This window comes from Rhodoferax sp., assembly GCF_030646845.1.
Taxonomy (GTDB): domain Bacteria; phylum Pseudomonadota; class Gammaproteobacteria; order Burkholderiales; family Burkholderiaceae_C; genus Rhodoferax.
Genome location: NZ_JAUSLE010000028.1, coordinates 44,743 through 61,715, shown reverse-complemented (window position 1 = coordinate 61,715; position 16,973 = coordinate 44,743). Strand labels below are relative to the sequence as shown.

General features: G+C 62.6%; 16 protein-coding genes. 9 read left to right on the top strand and 7 right to left on the bottom strand.

Translation table 11 applies throughout. The features are described 5' to 3' along the window. Nucleotide 1 precedes the first annotated feature (1 nt). Nucleotides 2-1,375 carry a peptidylprolyl isomerase gene (locus Q7T10_RS07540; RefSeq protein ID WP_304747266.1) on the top strand — a complete coding sequence of 458 codons (1,374 nt, stop codon included), beginning with the start codon at nt 2-4 and terminating at the stop codon, nt 1,373-1,375. Between the two features lie 77 nt (nt 1,376-1,452). Further along, nucleotides 1,453-2,238 carry a 16S rRNA (adenine(1518)-N(6)/adenine(1519)-N(6))-dimethyltransferase RsmA gene (rsmA, locus tag Q7T10_RS07535; protein ID WP_304747264.1) on the top strand — a complete coding sequence of 262 codons (786 nt, stop codon included), beginning with the start codon at nt 1,453-1,455 and terminating at the stop codon, nt 2,236-2,238. 75 nt (nt 2,239-2,313) lie between these two features. On the opposite strand, the gene Q7T10_RS07530 is transcribed toward rsmA, so the two are convergent. From Q7T10_RS07530 to Q7T10_RS07500, 7 genes are all read right to left on the bottom strand, one after another. Further along, complete coding sequence (locus tag Q7T10_RS07530; protein WP_304747262.1) at nt 2,314-2,535, bottom strand: hypothetical protein; 222 nt, start codon at nt 2,533-2,535, stop codon at nt 2,314-2,316. Further along, the gene (locus Q7T10_RS07525; RefSeq protein WP_304747261.1) at nt 2,514-2,963 is read right to left on the bottom strand and encodes a barstar family protein; all 450 of its coding nucleotides are present in this window, start codon (nt 2,961-2,963) and stop codon (nt 2,514-2,516) included. Before Q7T10_RS07525 ends, Q7T10_RS07530 begins: the two co-directional genes overlap by 22 nt. Before the next feature lie 36 nt (nt 2,964-2,999). Then, on the bottom strand, nt 3,000-3,392 hold the full coding sequence (locus Q7T10_RS07520; RefSeq protein ID WP_304747259.1) for a ribonuclease: 393 nt from the start codon (nt 3,390-3,392) through the stop codon (nt 3,000-3,002). A gap of 158 nt (nt 3,393-3,550) precedes the next feature. After that, on the bottom strand, nt 3,551-5,860 hold the full coding sequence (locus Q7T10_RS07515) for an NADP-dependent malic enzyme (protein ID WP_304747258.1): 2,310 nt from the start codon (nt 5,858-5,860) through the stop codon (nt 3,551-3,553). A gap of 178 nt (nt 5,861-6,038) precedes the next feature. After that, complete coding sequence (locus Q7T10_RS07510) at nt 6,039-7,205, bottom strand: FAD-dependent oxidoreductase (RefSeq protein WP_304747257.1); 1,167 nt, start codon at nt 7,203-7,205, stop codon at nt 6,039-6,041. Between the two features lie 109 nt (nt 7,206-7,314). Continuing rightward, complete coding sequence (locus Q7T10_RS07505) at nt 7,315-7,479, bottom strand: rubredoxin (protein WP_304747255.1); 165 nt, start codon at nt 7,477-7,479, stop codon at nt 7,315-7,317. 99 nt (nt 7,480-7,578) lie between these two features. Next, nucleotides 7,579-8,061 carry a rubrerythrin family protein gene (locus Q7T10_RS07500; protein WP_304747254.1) on the bottom strand — a complete coding sequence of 161 codons (483 nt, stop codon included), beginning with the start codon at nt 8,059-8,061 and terminating at the stop codon, nt 7,579-7,581. A gap of 224 nt (nt 8,062-8,285) precedes the next feature. On the opposite strand from Q7T10_RS07500, the gene Q7T10_RS07495 reads away from it, so the two are divergent. From Q7T10_RS07495 to Q7T10_RS07465, 7 genes are all read left to right on the top strand, one after another. Then, complete coding sequence (locus tag Q7T10_RS07495; protein ID WP_304747252.1) at nt 8,286-9,785, top strand: ATP-binding protein; 1,500 nt, start codon at nt 8,286-8,288, stop codon at nt 9,783-9,785. After that, nucleotides 9,782-10,468 (top strand): response regulator, encoded by a 687-nt coding sequence (locus tag Q7T10_RS07490; protein WP_304747251.1) that lies wholly within the window; start codon nt 9,782-9,784, stop codon nt 10,466-10,468. The genes Q7T10_RS07495 and Q7T10_RS07490 overlap by 4 nt, the downstream gene beginning before the upstream one ends. Nucleotides 10,469-10,536: 68 nt before the next feature. Further along, the gene (locus Q7T10_RS07485) at nt 10,537-12,414 is read left to right on the top strand and encodes a potassium transporter Kup (protein WP_304747249.1); all 1,878 of its coding nucleotides are present in this window, start codon (nt 10,537-10,539) and stop codon (nt 12,412-12,414) included. A gap of 89 nt (nt 12,415-12,503) precedes the next feature. Then, entirely contained in the window at nt 12,504-13,538 is a 1,035-nt protein-coding gene (locus Q7T10_RS07480) for an SPFH domain-containing protein (RefSeq protein ID WP_304747248.1), read from the top strand. Nucleotides 13,539-13,608: 70 nt separating this feature from the next. Then, nucleotides 13,609-15,132: a DUF4178 domain-containing protein gene (locus Q7T10_RS07475; RefSeq protein ID WP_304747247.1), complete on the top strand. Its 1,524-nt coding sequence runs from the start codon at nt 13,609-13,611 to the stop codon at nt 15,130-15,132. Between the two features lie 37 nt (nt 15,133-15,169). After that, nucleotides 15,170-15,391: a DUF350 domain-containing protein gene (locus Q7T10_RS07470; RefSeq protein WP_304747245.1), complete on the top strand. Its 222-nt coding sequence runs from the start codon at nt 15,170-15,172 to the stop codon at nt 15,389-15,391. Beyond that, nucleotides 15,388-16,944 carry a polyamine aminopropyltransferase gene (locus tag Q7T10_RS07465; RefSeq protein ID WP_304747244.1) on the top strand — a complete coding sequence of 519 codons (1,557 nt, stop codon included), beginning with the start codon at nt 15,388-15,390 and terminating at the stop codon, nt 16,942-16,944. Before Q7T10_RS07470 ends, Q7T10_RS07465 begins: the two co-directional genes overlap by 4 nt. The last annotated feature ends 29 nt before the right edge of the window (nt 16,945-16,973 follow it).

The following is a 16,973-nucleotide window of genomic DNA, read 5'->3' as shown; positions in this document are numbered from 1 at the left end:
CATGACCCATCGCCTCATGGCCCTGACCGTGGCCAGCCTTGCCATTCTTGCCTCCGTCACCTCGCAGGCGCAGGGCTTGCGGCCAGCCGGGGGTGTCGGCGCCGCGGCTGCGACGCCCGCCCTTCGCGTGCAGCCTGGTGCTCAGCTTCAGGCTGATTACATTGTGGCCGTGGTCAACTCCGAGCCCATCACCAACAACGAGGTGCGCGTGGCGCTGCAGCGCGTGACGCAGCAGCTGGCCCAGCAGCGCCGGCCCCAACCCGACCTCAACCTGCTGGCGCGACAGGTGCTGGAGCGTCTCATCAACGAAAAGGCGCAGCTTCAGCTGGCGCGCGAAGCCGGCATACGCGTGGACGAGGCGGCCATCGATCAGGCGGAGCAGGACGTTGCACGGCAAAACCAGCTGGATGTGGCCGAGTTGCACCGTCGCCTGGCAAAGGATGGGGTCGCGCTCAGCCAGTTCCGCGCCCAGTTGCGGGACCAGATCATGTTGACGCGTCTGCGCGAGCGCGATGTGGAGCCACGCGTGCGCGTTTCTGACCTCGAGGTGGACCAATACCTGCAGGAGCAGCAGAAGAGCAACGCGCCTGCAGTTCAGGAAATCAACCTGGCACAGATCCTGGTGGCAGTGCCTGAGGGGGCCACCGCAGAGCAGATTGCAGCCCTCCAGGCCAAGGCCCAGCGCGCGCTGGAGCGGGCCCGGGCTGGCGAAGACTTCGTTACCCTGGTGCGTGAACTCTCCAGTGCCTCAGACCGCGCCAATGGCGGCCAGTTGGGCCTGCGCACGGTTGACCGCTACCCCCCGCTGTTCCTGGAGGCAACACAAAATCTGGGTGTCGGCGACCTCTCGGCGCTGGTGCGTTCCGGTGCGGGATTTCACATCCTCAAGGTACTTGAGAAGAAAAGTGCTGGAATGCCTGTCATGACCGTGACGCAGAGTCGGGCGCGGCATATCCTGTTACGTGTCAGTCCACAACTGGGCGAGGCGGCTGCCCGCGCCAGGCTCAGTGAATTCAAGAAGCGCATTCTGGCGGGGCAGGCCGATTTTGCAGCCTTGGCCCGTGACAACTCACAAGACGGCAGTGCGGCGCAGGGAGGCGATCTGGGATGGGCCAATCCCGGCATGTTTGTGCCGGAGTTCGAGGAGGTCATGAACCGGCTGGCACCCGGTCAGATCAGCGACCCGCTGGTGTCGCGCTTTGGTGTCCATTTGATTCAGCTGACCGAGCGCCGCAATGTTGCCTTGGGCCCGCGCGAGCAACGCGAGGCCGTGCGCGCCATGTTGCGCGAGAAAAAGCTCGACGATGCTTACGCCACCTGGGCGCAAGAATTGCGTGCCCGTGCCTATGTGGAAATGCGCGAACCGCCCCAGTAGAAATATATGACAACCCCCACGCTTGTCGCTTCGCGTACGGCGCTGCCCGGCGCGGCGGCAGCCCCCACGTTCCCCGCATGAAACACATTCCCCGCAAACGTTTCGGCCAGCATTTCCTGGCCGATGGCAGCATCATTGAAGCCATCGTTGACGCGATTGCACCCAAGCCCGGACAGGCCATGGTGGAAATTGGGCCCGGTCTGGCGGCGCTGACGCAACCCCTGGTGGAGCGCCTGGGCCACCTCACCGTGATTGAGCTGGACCGCGACCTGGCGGCGCGCCTGCGGGCTCATGCACAGCTCTCGGTGATTGAGGCCGACGTACTGAAGGTTGACTTTGCCGAACTCGCGCACGCGCAGGGGGCCACCAAGCTGAGAGTCGTGGGCAACCTGCCCTACAACATCTCCACCCCCATCCTGTTTCATTTGCTCGGCTTCGTGGACGTCATCGAAGACCAGCACTTCATGCTGCAAAAGGAAGTGATTGACCGCATGGTGGCCCGCCCGGCGACCTCGGACTATGGCCGCTTGAGTGTCATGCTGCAGTGGCGCTACGCCATGGAAAACGTGCTGTTTGTGCCGCCCGGAAGTTTCGAGCCACCGCCACGGGTGGACAGTGCTGTCGTGCGCATGGTGCCGCGAGAGAACGCTGCGCTGGTGGACGAGAAACTGCTCAGCGAAATCGTGCAGGTGGCCTTCAGCCAGCGTCGCAAGTTGATGCGCCACACCCTGGGCAAGTGGCTGCAGGAGAAAGGCTTTGCGGGCGAGTTCGACGTACAGCGCCGGGCCGAGGAAGTCCCGGTGGCCGAGTATCTGGCATTGGCCGGGCAGATCCAGGGCGGCAGGCAACCGGCATCTGTCTGACGCCCGCGCCATGATCAGCACCCAAGAAAAAAGGCTCACCATCCGGTGAGCCTTTTTTACGGTTGCTTGCCGTTATCAGGCAGCAGTCAGCCAGTACCCGGCATTGAAGGGGCTGCTCATGCGCAGCGCCATCGGAGAGATGTCCAATAGTTTGTCGGTTGGCATTTTTTCACCGGATTCGGTGGTGAGTTCAATGCCAGACACGGCTTCGCTGCCCGCGTTTGTGCCTTTTGCCTCGTTCGCCCGTTCTGCTTGGCTGGTGTGTGCAGAACGGGCTACAGAAAAGAATAGAAACATCGGAACGGAATCTTTCGATCCGACCAATAATCGGCCGCGTCCCGGAAGATATCGAGCAACTGCTCGCGTGCTTCCTTGTCGAACTTGGTATTGGCCGGGATGTGCTCCAGTACCGCGATAAAGCCAGGCTGTGGGCCGGACTTGTGCAGCGGGTCTGTCATGCTGTCATACAGCGCATCGAAATTCTTGCCAACATGCGCAGACAGCATGAATTGCTGGGCGATCAGGTCCAGCACGTCCTGCTTGGTCTGGGCATTGGCCAGATTGGCATACAGAAAATGCTGTCCCAGGGACTGGGCCGCATCCTGCAACTCCTGCACCCGGAAGGCGCGGATCGACTGGACAATATTTGGCCGTATGCCGCGTAGCGGCACGTCCGGCGCAGCACGCTGTGGCGCTGGTGTTTCTTGAGTAAGTGACATATTCATTCCCGCTTCACTTTCCAAAATGGCAAAAAATCAAAATCACGGAACGATCTTGCGGAAGCTTGCATAGTGATCGGCCGTGTAATAACAGGCGTCCGGTGTTTGTGGTGGCCCCCCGCACACAATGCGCCGGGCTCCCCGGTCGCGCGAACCCGGTGTTGCAACGGTGTATTCGCGGTAGTAACCACGTTTGCGGGCCGGTAGCAAACGCTCCCGGTTTCCAAATACAACCCCATCCTTTTCATGTGCAAACGGACCACCCTGATGAATCAGGGCATAGGTCTGGGCGCCTTGCCTGGACAATTCAGCCACCGTTATGGTGGCCTTGGCATCCGCAGCGGCAGGCCCCTTGGCCTGCACCAAACCGAAGGCTAGACCGGTCAGAAGCAAAAAGCCAGTAAGTACTAACTTCAAGCTTGTTAGACGCGGCATGAAAAAAACTTTTCTGACAACACTCCGGGTTTACCCGGAAATTTCAAGGTTCGTAGTGTCGCGTATTTACGGAAATAATGCAAGCGACTGCCCAAATATTAGGCAATCGGGAGGGGTTTGCAGGGTTTGTAAGTGTGCGCTAACTTGAGCTACATCAATTAGCGGGTCGCATTGGCGTCGGCAACGGTGAGTGCTGTCATATTGACAATCCGGCGCACAGTGGTGCTGGCCGTCAGAATATGCACCGGTTTGGCCGCCCCCAGCAGCACCGGGCCAATGGCAATGTTGCCTCCTGCTGCTGTTTTCAGCAGGTTGTAAGCAATATTGGCGGCATCGATGTTGGGCAGCACCAGCAGGTTGGCGTCTCCAGCGAGCGTGCTGTTGGGCATGAGGGCGGCACGGGCCCGTCCGTCCAGGGCCAGGTCGCCGTGCATTTCGCCGTCTACCTCCAGCCAGGGCGCCTGGACCCGCAGCAAGTCCAGTGCCTGGCGCATCTTGACGGCGCTGGGCTGGTTGCTGCTGCCGAAGTTGGAGTGGGACAGCAAGGCGGCCTTGGGCCGGATGCCGAAACGCATCATTTCCTCGGCCGCCAGCGTGGTGATTTCGGCCAATTGCTCGGCAGTGGGGTCGTAGTTGACGTGGGTATCCACCAGGAACAGCTGGCGCTCGGGCAACATCAGCCCATTCATGCAGGCATAGGTGTTGACCCCCGGACGCCTGCCAATCACCTGGTCCAGGTACTGCAGGTGCATGGCCGTGCTGCCCCAGGTGCCACAGATCAGCCCGTCCACGTCGCCCTTGTGCAGCAGCATGGCGCCAATCAGGGTCAGGCGGCGGCGCATCTCGATCTTGGCGACCTGGGCCGTGATGCCCTTGCGTTCGGTCATGCGGTGGTAGGTCTGCCAGAAATCCCGGTAGCGGTGGTCCTGCTCCACATTGACCACGCTGTAATCAACGCCCTGGCGCAGGCGCAGGCCGAATTTCTCGATGCGCTCGGCAATCACCAGCGGACGGCCAATCAGGGTGGGCAGGGCGAGCCGCTCGTCCACCACAATCTGGGCGGCGCGCAGGACCCGCTCTTCTTCGCCCTCGGCGTAGGCCACGCGCTTCTTGAGCGCCTTCTTGGCCGCCGTGAAAATCGGCTTCATCACCGTGCCCGAGGCGTAGACAAAGCTCTGCAGCCGCTCGCGGTAGGCGTCCATGTCCTGGATGGGCCGCAAGGCCACGCCGCTGTCGGCTGCCGCCTGGGCTACCGCCGGCGCCACCTTCATCATCAGACGCGGGTCGAACGGCTTGGGAATCAGGTACTCCGGGCCAAAGGCCAGCGGCTCGCCCGCATAGGCGGCGGCCACCACTTCGCTCTGCTCGGCCTGGGCCAGCTCGGCAATGGCATACACGGCGGCCATTTCCATTTCCACCGTGATGGTGGAGGCCCCCGCATCCAGTGCACCCCGGAAAATATAGGGGAAGCAAAGAATGTTGTTGATCTGGTTGGGATAGTCGGAGCGCCCGGTGCCAATGATGGCGTCACTGCGCACCGCCTTCACTTCCTCCGGCGTGATCTCGGGCGTCGGGTTGGCCAGCGCAAAAATGATGGGTCGTGGCGCCATGCGTTTGACCATGTCGCTCTTGAGCACACCGCCGGCGGACAGGCCCAGAAAAACGTCGGCATTGTCAATGACTTCACCCAGCGATCGTGCCGATGTGTTCTGGGCATAAATCGCCTTGTCGGGGTCCATCAACTCGACGCGGCCCTCGTACACCACACCGGCCAGGTCCGTGACCCAGACGTTCTCGCGGGGAATGCCCAGCTTGACCAGCAAGCCGACACAGGCCAGCGCGGCAGCGCCGGCGCCAGAGGTCACCAGCTTGACATCCTTCGGTTCCTTGCCGGCGATCTTCAAGCCGTTCAGAATGGCCGCGCCGACCGTGATGGCGGTGCCGTGCTGGTCGTCGTGAAAGACCGGAATCTTCATGCGCTCGCGCAGCTTGCGCTCGACATAAAAGCAGTCGGGCGCCTTGATGTCTTCCAGGTTGATACCGCCAAAGGTCGGCTCCAGCGAGGCGATGATGTCCACCAGCTTGTCGAGGTCGTGCTTCTCGTTGATCTCGATGTCAAACACGTCAATGCCGGCAAACTTCTTGAACAGCACGCCCTTGCCTTCCATCACCGGCTTGGAGGCCAGCGGGCCAATGTCGCCCAGGCCGAGCACAGCCGTGCCGTTGGTGATGACGGCCACCAGATTGCCGCGGCTGGTGTACTTGAACGCCGCGTTGGGGTCCTTGACGATTTCTTCGCAGGGGGCGGCCACGCCGGGCGAGTAGGCCAGGGCCAGGTCGTGCTGGTTGGTCAGTTGCTTGGTGGCGGCAATCGAGATCTTGCCGGGAGTGGGGAACTCGTGGTATTCGAGTGCGGCGCGGCGCAGCTCGGCGCGTTTTTCTTCGGCATTGGCCGGTGTTTGGGGCATTTTTGTCTCCTGCTGCAATCAGTATGACCGAAAGGCCAGCCCGTCAGCGTCTCTACAAGGGATGGAATTGTAGGCGCTGCCAATGGCAAACCCTGGTACGGGAATTCGCGTATCAGGGTGTTTCGGCTGTGACTTTTTCCGGCGTAATCGTGTGACTGTGCCGCCGCGCCATGGCGCCTCAGGCCAGAATCAGTTTCGCCTGCTCCGCGCGCCGGCTGGTCTGCTTGCCAGCGAGCACAAAGCCGCGCGCCTGACCTTGCGCTCCCATGAACTGCCACAGCCCTGGCTCCGCGCTGCGCCAGTCGCCGGGCGTGCCGGGCGCAGCGCTTGCCACCACCAGCGGCAGCGCCGGGGTCTTGATGGTCACCGGCATCAACGGAAAAGCGACTTCGGTGCGCGTTCCCGCCAGCGTGGCGGCCAGGGCCCGGGCGGCGCTCATGATCGGCATCACGTAGGGCAGGGTCCGGTTGCCGGCGCTGGCGTACTGTGCGCCGTCGCCCAGCGCGTAGATGTGGGGGCTGCTGGTTTGCAGGGCCGCGTCTACCACGATGCCGCGCTCGCAGGCCAGCCCGGCGGCTTTTGCCAGCGCTGTGTCCGCTCTTAAACCGATAGCACTCAACACCGTATCGACCAAGGCTGCATGCCCATTGGACAAATCCACCCGGAGCACCGAATCCTGTGCATCAGCGTCAGCAACGAAGCTCACCGATCTGACGGTGGCGCCGAAGTGCCACGTCACGCCCACAGAAGTCAACGCATCGCGCAGTTGTGCACTGGCTTCAGCCGGCAACAGCGCGGCCATCGGTCCGGTGGAGGGGTCCACCACCGTCACCTGGTGGCCAGCGGCGGCCAGGTCGTTGGCAAACTCGCAGCCAATCAGGCCCGCGCCCATGATCAGCACATGTTTCCCGGTCGCTTGTGGGTCCGTCAAGCGCGCGTGAAACGCCGAGAAGTCATCCAGTGAGTTGACCGAGTGCACCCGGTCCGCTGCATCCCCCGCCACGGGCACGCGGATCGGCTGCGCACCCGTGGCCAGCACCAGCTGGCTGTAACCGAAGTCGCCTTGCGAAGTGGCGATGGTCCGGGTCACCGGGTTGATCGCCTCCACCCGCGTCTGGGCCAGCAGCGTGACGTCCAGGGTCTGCGCCATTTTGGCCGCCGGCGTGCTGACCAGCTGCGCCGGGGCGCGGCCTTGCGCCAACGCGTTGGACAGCGACGGCTTGGCATAGAAGTCGCCACTGTCTGCAGTGATCAGCATCACTGGCGTGGTGCTGTCCAGCTTGCGGAACTCACGCGCTGTGGTCCAGCCCGCCAGACCGGCGCCAATGATGATGATGGGACTCATTGAGGAAATCTCCGATTTAGCAATGGTTGACAATCTTCCGCCGGGCCGCCCCCAGGAAGATTAGCCCCCTCGGGGGGCAGCGCAGCACACGAAGTGGCAAGCGTGGGGGTCATATTTCGACGGCTTCAAAGTCGGCCTTGGCCACGCCGCAGTCCGGGCAGGCCCAGCTCTCGGGCACGTCGGCCCATTTGGTGCCGGGTGCGATGCCGTCTTCCGGCCGGCCAGTGGCCTCGTCGTAGATGAAGCCGCAAACAATGCAGAGATAGGTTTTCATGTGATGTTCCAGATAAATATTGATTAAATCGGGCTACAGCCCCCGTCGAATATGCCTAACTAGCTATTAAAACAATAGCGTACGGCGCGGCGCCCTGGCTCAGGCCGTCACCTTGGCCAGCTGTGCCTTGTAGTGGTTGGCGTGGCGCTCTTCCACCTTGGCCAGCGCGGCAAAGCGCTTCTGGGCTTTTTCCAGCGTGGCGCGGAAGGCGGCCGCGTGCACTTTGCTTTCTTCGATCTGCTCGTCCATCTCGGCCACGGCGGCAGCGTGGCCCTCGGCTTCGGCGGTCTTGCGAAAGCCGGGGTACATCTCGGTGTACTCATAGGTCTCGCCGTCGATGGCGATTTGCAGGGCCTTGGCCGGCGTCATGGTGGCCTTGGGGTAGAGCAAATCCAGGTGGCCAAAGGCGTGCATCACCTCCTGGTCAGCAGTTTCTTCAAAGGTGCGGGCCGTGTCCTCGTCACCCATTTCGCGGGCCAGTTTGGCGAAGTAGCGGTACTTGATGTGGGCCATGGATTCGCCGGCGAAGGCGGACTCCAGGTTGGCCATGGTCTTGATCTCGGGGCGTTGTGGTGCAGTCATCTTGGGCTCCTGTGGGTTGAAGAGTTCTCTGATAGAGGTTTTCAATCAGCATGGGATGAATGATATGACCAATCTATAGTTATAGATAATTGGTTTTGGCTAAGTGATTGATAGTGGCTATCGGAGGCGTGCGACGAGATGGCGCGTGGCACCGCCGCTCTGCGCAGCACAACCGCGCTTTCCTAATGCAATCCTGACACCGTGAGTGTTACGCTGGCTACCTCATGAACGCCCCTGAAGTTCTGGAACCCAGCCCTCATTCGGCCCGAGCGTGGGTCATCGTGGCTTTGCTGCTGACAGCCGCCACTGCCTGCGGATTTTTGCTGGACCGGTATGTATCGCTGACAAGCCAGGCCATGCTCTATGTGCTGGCGGTCGTGATTGCCGCCTACAAACTGGACTGGATCGAGTCGGCTGTCTGCGCGGTCGGGGCGGTCACGGCATTAAATTTCTTTTTTGTGCCGCCGCGCTGGACGTTTGAGGTCGAAAACCAGGAACACTTCATCGCACTGGCCACGATGCTGGTGGTGGCCCTGGTCATCAGTCACCTGGCCACCGGGATTCGGCGCGAGACCGAGATGGCCCGTTTGAACGAGCGACGTGCCCGGCAATTGCAGGGCCTGGCAAGCGACCTGTCAAATGCCACCACGGCGCAGGAGGTTCTGGCGCTGGGCCAGGCGGCCCTGGACGTCGCCTTTGCCGGGCCTTGTTCGCTGGCCTTGACGCATGACGGGAAGGAACCGGATCCCGCCACCGGGCTTGCCGCCTCCGTGCGGGACGGCATGCGCTGCTGTATGGCCGAAGCGGCGGTGTTGGGACCCGGGACCGGACGCTGGCCGGGGCTGAATGCCTGGTACCTGCCACTGGGTGACAAGGGACACATGACGGGCGCCGCCTGTGTCGAGCCTGCACTGGCCAGTGATGAAAGCGGTCGCGCGCATGCGAAAGCACTCTGCACCCTGCTGGCGCAAGCGCTGTGGCGTCTGCGCCTGACCGCTTCGATGCTGGCGGCGCAGGGCGAAGCACAACGCCAGCAATTGCAAAGCACTTTCCTGGCAGCGATCTCGCACGACCTGCGCACGCCGCTGGCAGCCATCGTCGGCGCCGCCTCTTCCCTGCAGACCCAGCGCGACAAGTTAAGCCCCTCTGAGCAGGAGCGCTTGCTGGGCAGCATTGCCGGCGAAGCCGCCTACCTGTCCACGGTGACCGAGAACACGCTGCAACTCGTGAGCCTCTCAAGCTCGGCGCAGGAACTCAAACGGGACTGGGAGTCGATGGAAGAGATTGTCGGCGCCGTGCTGGCACGCGTGCGCCAACGTGACCCCGGGCGCCGCATCAAGTCCAGAGTGCCCGAGGGGTTGCCGCTGGTGAAGGCAGACCCGGTGCTGCTCGGCCAATTGATCGGCAATCTGCTGGACAACGCGCTGAAATACAGCGACGGTGCGATTGAGCTGACGGTGAGCGCTGACGCTCAGGCGCTGACGGTGTCCGTCAAGGATCGGGGACCCGGCATCCCTGAAGCGGAGCACAAAACCCTATTCGAGCCCTACGCCCGCAGTGACCAGTCGGGCCAGCGCGGTGCCGGTCTGGGCCTGGCACTGTGTCGGGCCATCGCCGAGGCGCATGGGGGGCAATTGTCATTGCGGACGCGCGCTGGCGGTGGCAGCAATTTCTCTCTCATCCTGCCGATCGAAGCGCAGCAACCCGCCACGGAGCTGTCATGAGCCTGCACGTTCTGGTGGTCGAGGACGATCGTGAGATACGGGCGCTGATGCAATCCTCTCTGTCGGTGGAGGGGTTTGAGGTTCAAACGGCAGTGTCCCTGAGCGAGGCCAGCGCACTGCTGCGCCACGACCCGCCTGATGTCATCGTGCTGGATCTGGGGCTGCCCGACGGCGACGGGGTGCAGCTGGTGCGTGAGGTGCGCAAGCGCAATGCGGTGCCCATCATCGTGGTGTCCGCCCGCCATCAGGAGGCGCAGAAAATTCAGCTGCTGGACGCGGGTGCCGATGACTACCTGACCAAGCCGTTCAGTGTGGCTGAGTTGCTGGCCCGCATCCGCGTCGCGCTGCGCCATCGTGGTACAGCCCTGGCCGCCGCTGTCACGGTGCATGAGCTGGAAGACCTGCGCATCGACCTGGCGGCCCATGTGGTGCAGCGCAAGGGTGAAGTGCTGCATCTCACGCCGACCGAGTTCAAGCTGCTGGCGCGCCTGGTGCGCAGTGCGGGCCGGGTCGTGACCCATCGGCAGTTGCTGACCGATGTCTGGGGACCCGAGTTCACGGAGCACACGCACTACCTGCGGCTCTACATGGCGCAGCTGCGGGCCAAGATTGAGCGTGACCCGGCAGAACCACGCCATCTGCTGACCGAAACCGGTGTGGGCTACAGGCTGGCGGCTGCTTGACCGGTCCTTATGCGTTCCTGATGCGCCCAGGGCGATAGTGACACCCTGTTCACTGTCAATGGATTGCAATGAGTAAAAAATCGGAGAGGGAAAGCCTGGCCGCGCTCACCCTGGGCGCCCTGGGTGTGGTGTATGGCGACATCGGCACCAGTCCCTTGTACACCATGAAAGAGGTCTTCAGTCCCGCCACTGGCATCCCGCTGGACGCGGTCCATCTCATCGGCGCGGTCTCCGTCATTTTTTGGGGCTTGATGCTGGTCGTCACGCTGAAATACGTGTTCCTGATCCTGCGTGCCGACAACCGTGGCGAGGGCGGCATCATGGCGCTGACGGCGCTTGCAGCCAATGCCGCTGGCAAAACCCCTCAGCGGCGTACCGTCCTGCTGCTGATGGGCGTGTTTGGCGCTGCCCTGTTTTATGGCGACAGCGTGATCACCCCGGCCATCTCCGTGCTGAGTGCGGTCGAAGGGCTGGAGGTGGTGACGCCTGCCTTCAAGCCCTATGTGCTGCCAATTTCGGTGGCCGTGCTCATCGGTTTGTTTGCGGTGCAGCGCTATGGCACGGGGCTGGTGGGCAAACTGTTCGGACCCGTGATCATGCTGTGGTTTGGCGTGCTGGCCGTCACCGGCGTGGTGGAGATCATTCAGCAACCGGCCATTCTGGCGGCGCTGAACCCTTTGAACGGGCTGGCATTTTTACGCTCACAAGGCTGGCACATGTTTGTCGCGGTGGGCGCCATTGTGTTGGCCTTCACCGGTGCGGAGGCGCTTTACGCCGACATGGGCCATTTCGGCAAACGACCGATCCAGTTCGCCTGGATGGGCATGGTGCTGCCGGCCCTGGCCATCAATTACATGGGGCAAGGCGCGCTGATGATGCGTGACCCGTCCGCCCTGGAGAACCCGTTCTATCGCCTGTTCCCGCAAGCCTGGCTCATCCCGGCCGTGGTGCTGGCAACGCTGGCAACGGTCATCGCGTCGCAAGCGGTGATCTCGGGGGCCTACTCCATGACGAAACAGGCCGTGCAACTGGGCCTGCTGCCGCGCATGCGGGTGCACTTCACGTCAGCCAAGGAGATGGGGCAAATCTACATACCTGAAGTGAACTGGATGCTGCTGGTGGCCGTGTTGTTGGCCGTGGTGGGCTTCGGAAGTTCTTCGGCCCTGGCCTCGGCTTACGGCATTGCCGTGACCGTGACGATGCTCATCACCACCGCGCTGACATTCTTTGTTATCCGCCATGGCTGGGGCTACCCCTTGCCGGTGGCGCTGGCGGCGACGGGGGCGCTCCTGGCTCTCGACGCACTCCTCGTGGTGTCCTGTTCGCTCAAGTTCTTTCAAGGGGGCTGGTTCCCGCTGGTGCTTGGCATGGCCATCTTCACGATCATGGCCACCTGGCGGCGCGGACGTGAACTGTTGATTGACAGCATTCGCCAGGATGATCCCGAGCTGCTGCCGTTCATCACGGCGTTGGCCGCAGACGGTATGCATCGGGCGCCGCGGACGGCGGTCTATGCGGTCGCCAACCCGGATACCGTGCCGCAGGCCCTCATGCACAACCTGAAGCACAACCAGGTGCTGCACGAGCGCAATCTGATCCTCACGGTCGTATTCCACGATGTGCCCTGGATTCCATTCGAGGAGCGCGTGCAAGTCAAACCTCTGGTGTCCGGTTTCTGGAAGGTGCAGGTGAATTACGGCTTCAAAAACACACCGGATATTCCGAAAGCGCTGGAACTCTGTCAGTCCCAGGGCTTGCCCATCAACTTGTTCGAGACCTCGTATTTCCTCAGCCGCGAAATCGTGGTGCCGACCCGGGGCGCCGGCATGGCCCGTTGGCGTGAAGCCCTGTTTGCCGTCATGTCCCGCAACGCAGGCAGCGTGGCGGACTTCTTTCGCCTGCCCAACAACTGCGTGATTGAACTGGGGACCCGGGTTCAGATTTGACATGGCGCAGGCCGGTGAGAAAACTGGCATGCCGCTGCCCAACTGTGCCGGGTATCATCCCATTCCAATCTCACCTACAGGAGCAACCCATGGCGCTGATGGACTTCATCAAGAAACAGTTCATTGACATCATTCAATGGACCGAAGCGTCAGACGGCACGCTGGCCTGGCGCTTCCCCATGGCCGACATGGAGATCCAGTACGGGGCGTCGCTCACCGTGCGCGAGTCGCAGATGGCGGTGTTCGTGAACGAGGGCAAGATTGCCGACGTGTTCGGGCCCGGCATGTACAAGCTCACGACGCAGACCATTCCGGTACTGACCTACCTGAAGAACTGGGACAAGCTGTTTGAGTCCCCGTTCAAGAGCGACGTCTACTTTTTCAGCACGCGCCAGCAGGTCGACCAGAAGTGGGGCACGCCGCAGCCGATCACGATTCGCGACAAGGACTTTGGCGCCGTGCGCGTGCGGGCCTTCGGCAACTACACCTACCGCGTGTCGGACCCCAAGCTTTTCTACACCGAGATTTCGGGTACACGCGACAGCTATGGCGTGGGCGACCTGGAGGGCCAGTTGCGCGGGCTGGTGCTGCAAAACATCAGCAATGCGATCGCCAGCAGCGGCGTTGCGTTTCTCGATCTGGCGGCTAACCAGCTGATGTTTGCGCAAGCGCTCAAGCAGCAGCTGACGCCCGAGTTCGCCAAAATCGGCCTGACGCTCGAAGGCATGACGGTGCAAAACCTTTCGCTGCCGGAAGAGTTGCAGAAAATACTCGACCAGAAAATCGGCATGGGCATGGTCGGTAACGACATGGGCAAGTTCATGCAGTACCAGACGGCACAGGCGATTCCGAAATTTGCCGAAGGCGCCGGCTCGGGCGGCGGCGGCATCGCGGGTGACGCCATGGGGCTGGGTGCCGGTGTGGCGCTGGGCCAGGTGCTGGCGCAGAACCTGCAGGCTGGCTTGCAGGGCGGCGCGACGCCACCCGCAGCGCAAGCGGTGGGGGTCAAGGCCGAGGACGTGATGGCCACGCTGGAGAAACTGGGCGAGCTCAAAGCCAAAGGCATCCTGACGCAGGAAGAGTTTGACGCGAAGAAAGCAGAACTCCTGAAAAAGCTGGTCTGACTTTTTCCCGTTCGCCCTGAGCCTGTCGAAGACTGCGACAGGCTCAGGCGCAACGGTGACTTCGCACCCCATGGCTACCGAATCCTTTCAACGCGCCTACCGGGCTCCGTGCCCGGGCTGTGGTGCGCCGGTCGAATTTCGCAGCGCGCAGTCCACCCACGCGGTGTGCGCGTATTGCCAGAGCACGGTGGTGCGCAGCGGCGAGACGCTGGCGCGCATCGGCAAGATGGCCGAGCTGTTCGATGACCACAGCCCACTGCAACTCCTGGCGTCGGGCAGCTGGAACAGCAAGGCCTTCACGCTGGTCGGCCGCCTGCAGTACAAGTACGGCGAGGGCACCTGGACCGAGTGGCATGCGGTGCTGGTGGACGGCACCAGCGCCTATCTGAGCGAAGACAACGGCGCCTACGTTTTCAGCACGCCGCTGGCGATGCAGCGCGACCTGCCGGACGCCGCGCACTTCCGCGTGGGCGCCACCACCGCCATCAACGGCAAGTCCTTCAGCGTTGCCTCCAACCAGCAGGTGGCGCTGATATCGGCGCAGGGCGAGTTACCTCATTTGCCGGTGCTGGGTCAGTCCTTTGCCATGGTGGAGCTGCGCAGCCAGGGCAATGGCAGCATCGGCCGCGATGAGTCGGTGCTCAGCATCGACTACGGCACCCAGCCGCCCAGCGTTTCCATCGGAAAACCGGTTTTGCTGGACGACCTCAAGCTCTCGGGCCTGCGTGACGAGTCCGCCAAGGACGAGACGGGCCGCCAGTTCAGCTGCCCCAATTGCGGCGCCCAGGTGGCGGTGCGGCTGGCCAGCAGCAAGAGCATCACCTGCGGTTCGTGCAACAGCATCATTGACCTGTCGCAGGGCATCGGTGCCGAACTCAAACACGCGCTCCAGGACGAGCCGGTGGCGCCGCTCATCCCGCTGGGCAGCCAGGGCCTCCTGCAGGGCGTGCCGTGGCAGGTGGTGGGCTTTCAGCACCGCATGGGTTTCGACCCGACTGACCCGGACGAGCACTTCGGCTGGGAAGAGTACCTGCTCTACAACGCCAAGCGCGGCTTCACCTTTCTGGTGGATTCCACCGAGGGCTGGAGCGTGGTCAAGCCCACCACCGGCGCGCCGGTGATGAGCGACAACGGCCAGAGCGCCACCTACCTCGGCAGCCGCTACCAGCTCAAAGAGAGCTACAACGCCGAAACCACCTATGTAGCGGGCGAGTTTTACTGGCAGGTCAGTCGCGGCCAGAAGACCTCGAACCGCGATTTCGCCAGCGGCAAAAACCTGCTGTCGATGGAGCAGTCGCCGAATGAAGTGACATGGTCGGCCGGCAGCAACATCGAGAGCGATGCGGTCGCCAGGGCGTTCAAGCTGGAAGACAAGAAGGAACTGCTCAAGCGCAGCGATGCCGGCCCCGGCAGCGCGGCCAAGGGGGTCGGTTTCGGCACGGTCATCGTGCTCTTTCTCATCATCCTGCTGTTCCTGTTGTTGACCAGCCGCTGTTCAAGCTGCGACCCGAAGACCGAGAATTGTTCAAGCAGCAGCGCCCGCAGCTCAGGCGGCTCGTTCGGCGGCTTCTCCAGCGGCGGCGGGCACAAATGAAGCGCCAATTGAATCGTTATTTTTGAAGGAGATCACCATGACTATGGAATGGTTGAGAACGAGTGCTTTTTTCGGCTCCATCCTGTTTGCGCTGATGGGCGTGCTCATTTTCTGGTTGAGCTTTCTGATCATTGACAAGCTCACGCCCTACAACCTGTGGGAAGAAATCGTCGAGAAGCAGAACAAGGCGCTGGCCTTGGTGGTGGCCGCCATGTCGCTGGGCATCTGCATCATCGTGGCGGCCGCCATTCATGGATGAGTAGCGATGAGCGGACCGGGCCACGTCCGGTCGAAGTTGCCCTGCTGGCGTCGGTTTTCATTGTCTCGGCCTGCGGGCTGGTCTATGAACTCGCGGCCGGCGCCCTGGCGTCCTACCTGCTGGGCGACTCGGTGCTGCAGTTCTCCACCGTCATCGGCACCTACCTGTTTGCGATGGGGGTGGGCTCGTACCTGTCGCGCTTTTTCGAGCGCCAGCTGCCCGCCCATTTCCTGCGCATAGAACTGCTGGTTGCCCTCGTTGGCGGGGCGCTGCCAGCGCTGCTTTTCATCGCCAATGCCTGGCTGCCGGGCTCCTTTCGCTTTCTGCTCTACGCGCTGGTGCTGCTGGTCGGCACGCTGGTGGGACTGGAAATCCCGCTGGTGATGCGCATCCTCAAGCGCAATGTGGCGCTGAAAGACCTGGTGTCGCAGGTGCTCACCTTCGACTACCTCGGCGCGCTGGCCGTGTCGCTCGCGTTCCCGCTGATTTTGGTGCCCCAGCTGGGGCTGATCCGCACCGGCTTGTTGTTTGGCCTGATGAATGCCGCCGTGGCCTTGTGGGCGTTGTGGCTGTTTCGCCATGAGCTGCGGCAGTTCCGGGCGCATGCGCTGGCCTGCGTCGCCACGCTGGGCGCGCTGGCGGCCGGCATGGCCGGGGCCGAGCACATCACCACCTGGGCCGAAGACCGCTTTTACCAGGACCGCGTGGTGTTTGCTGCCACTTCGCCCTACCAGCGCATTGTGCTCACGCACAGCGGGGGCGAAGGCCGGGCGGGCTACCGCCTGTTCCTGAATGGCAATCTGCAGTTTGCCCAGCGCGACGAGTACCGCTACCACGAAGCCCTGGTGCATCCGGTGATGGCAGCCTATGCGGCAGCCGGTGGCGCGCCGAAAAAAGTGGCGGTGCTGGGCGGCGGCGACGGCATGGCGGTGCGTGAAATCCTCAAATACCCCGGGGTGGAAAGCGTGACGCTGGTCGAGCTGGACCCGGCCATGACGACGCTGTTTTCCACGCAGCCCATGCTGGCGCAACTCAATGGCGGCGCCTTGCAGTCGCCCAAGGTCCGGGTCATCAACACCGATGCCTTCAGCTGGCTGGAGACCACGACCGAGACCTTTGACGTGGTGGTGGTGGACTTTCCTGACCCCACCAATTTCTCCATCGGCAAGCTCTACACCAACTCCTTCTATGCCCTGCTGGACAAGCGGCTTGCCGCCAGCGGCTATGCCGTGATCCAGACCACCTCGCCGCTGGTGGCACGCCAGAGTTTCTGGACCGTGGTCAGCACCATCGAGTCGGTGGGACTCAACGCAATGCCCTACCACGCCCATGTGCCCAGCTTTGGCGAGTGGGGCTTTGTCGTCGCCAGCCGCCGCCCCTACCGGCTGCCCACCGTCTTGCCTGAGGGGTTGCGCTTTTTGAACCTGCCGAGTCTGCCCTTGTTGTTTGATTTTCCGCTGGACATGGCACGGGTGCCGACCGAGGTGAATCGCTTGTCGAACCAGGTGCTGGTGACGACGTATGAGGCGGAGTGGGGCAAGGTGGCGCACTGATGCTGGCGGCTACTGCGCCTGCTCGCTAC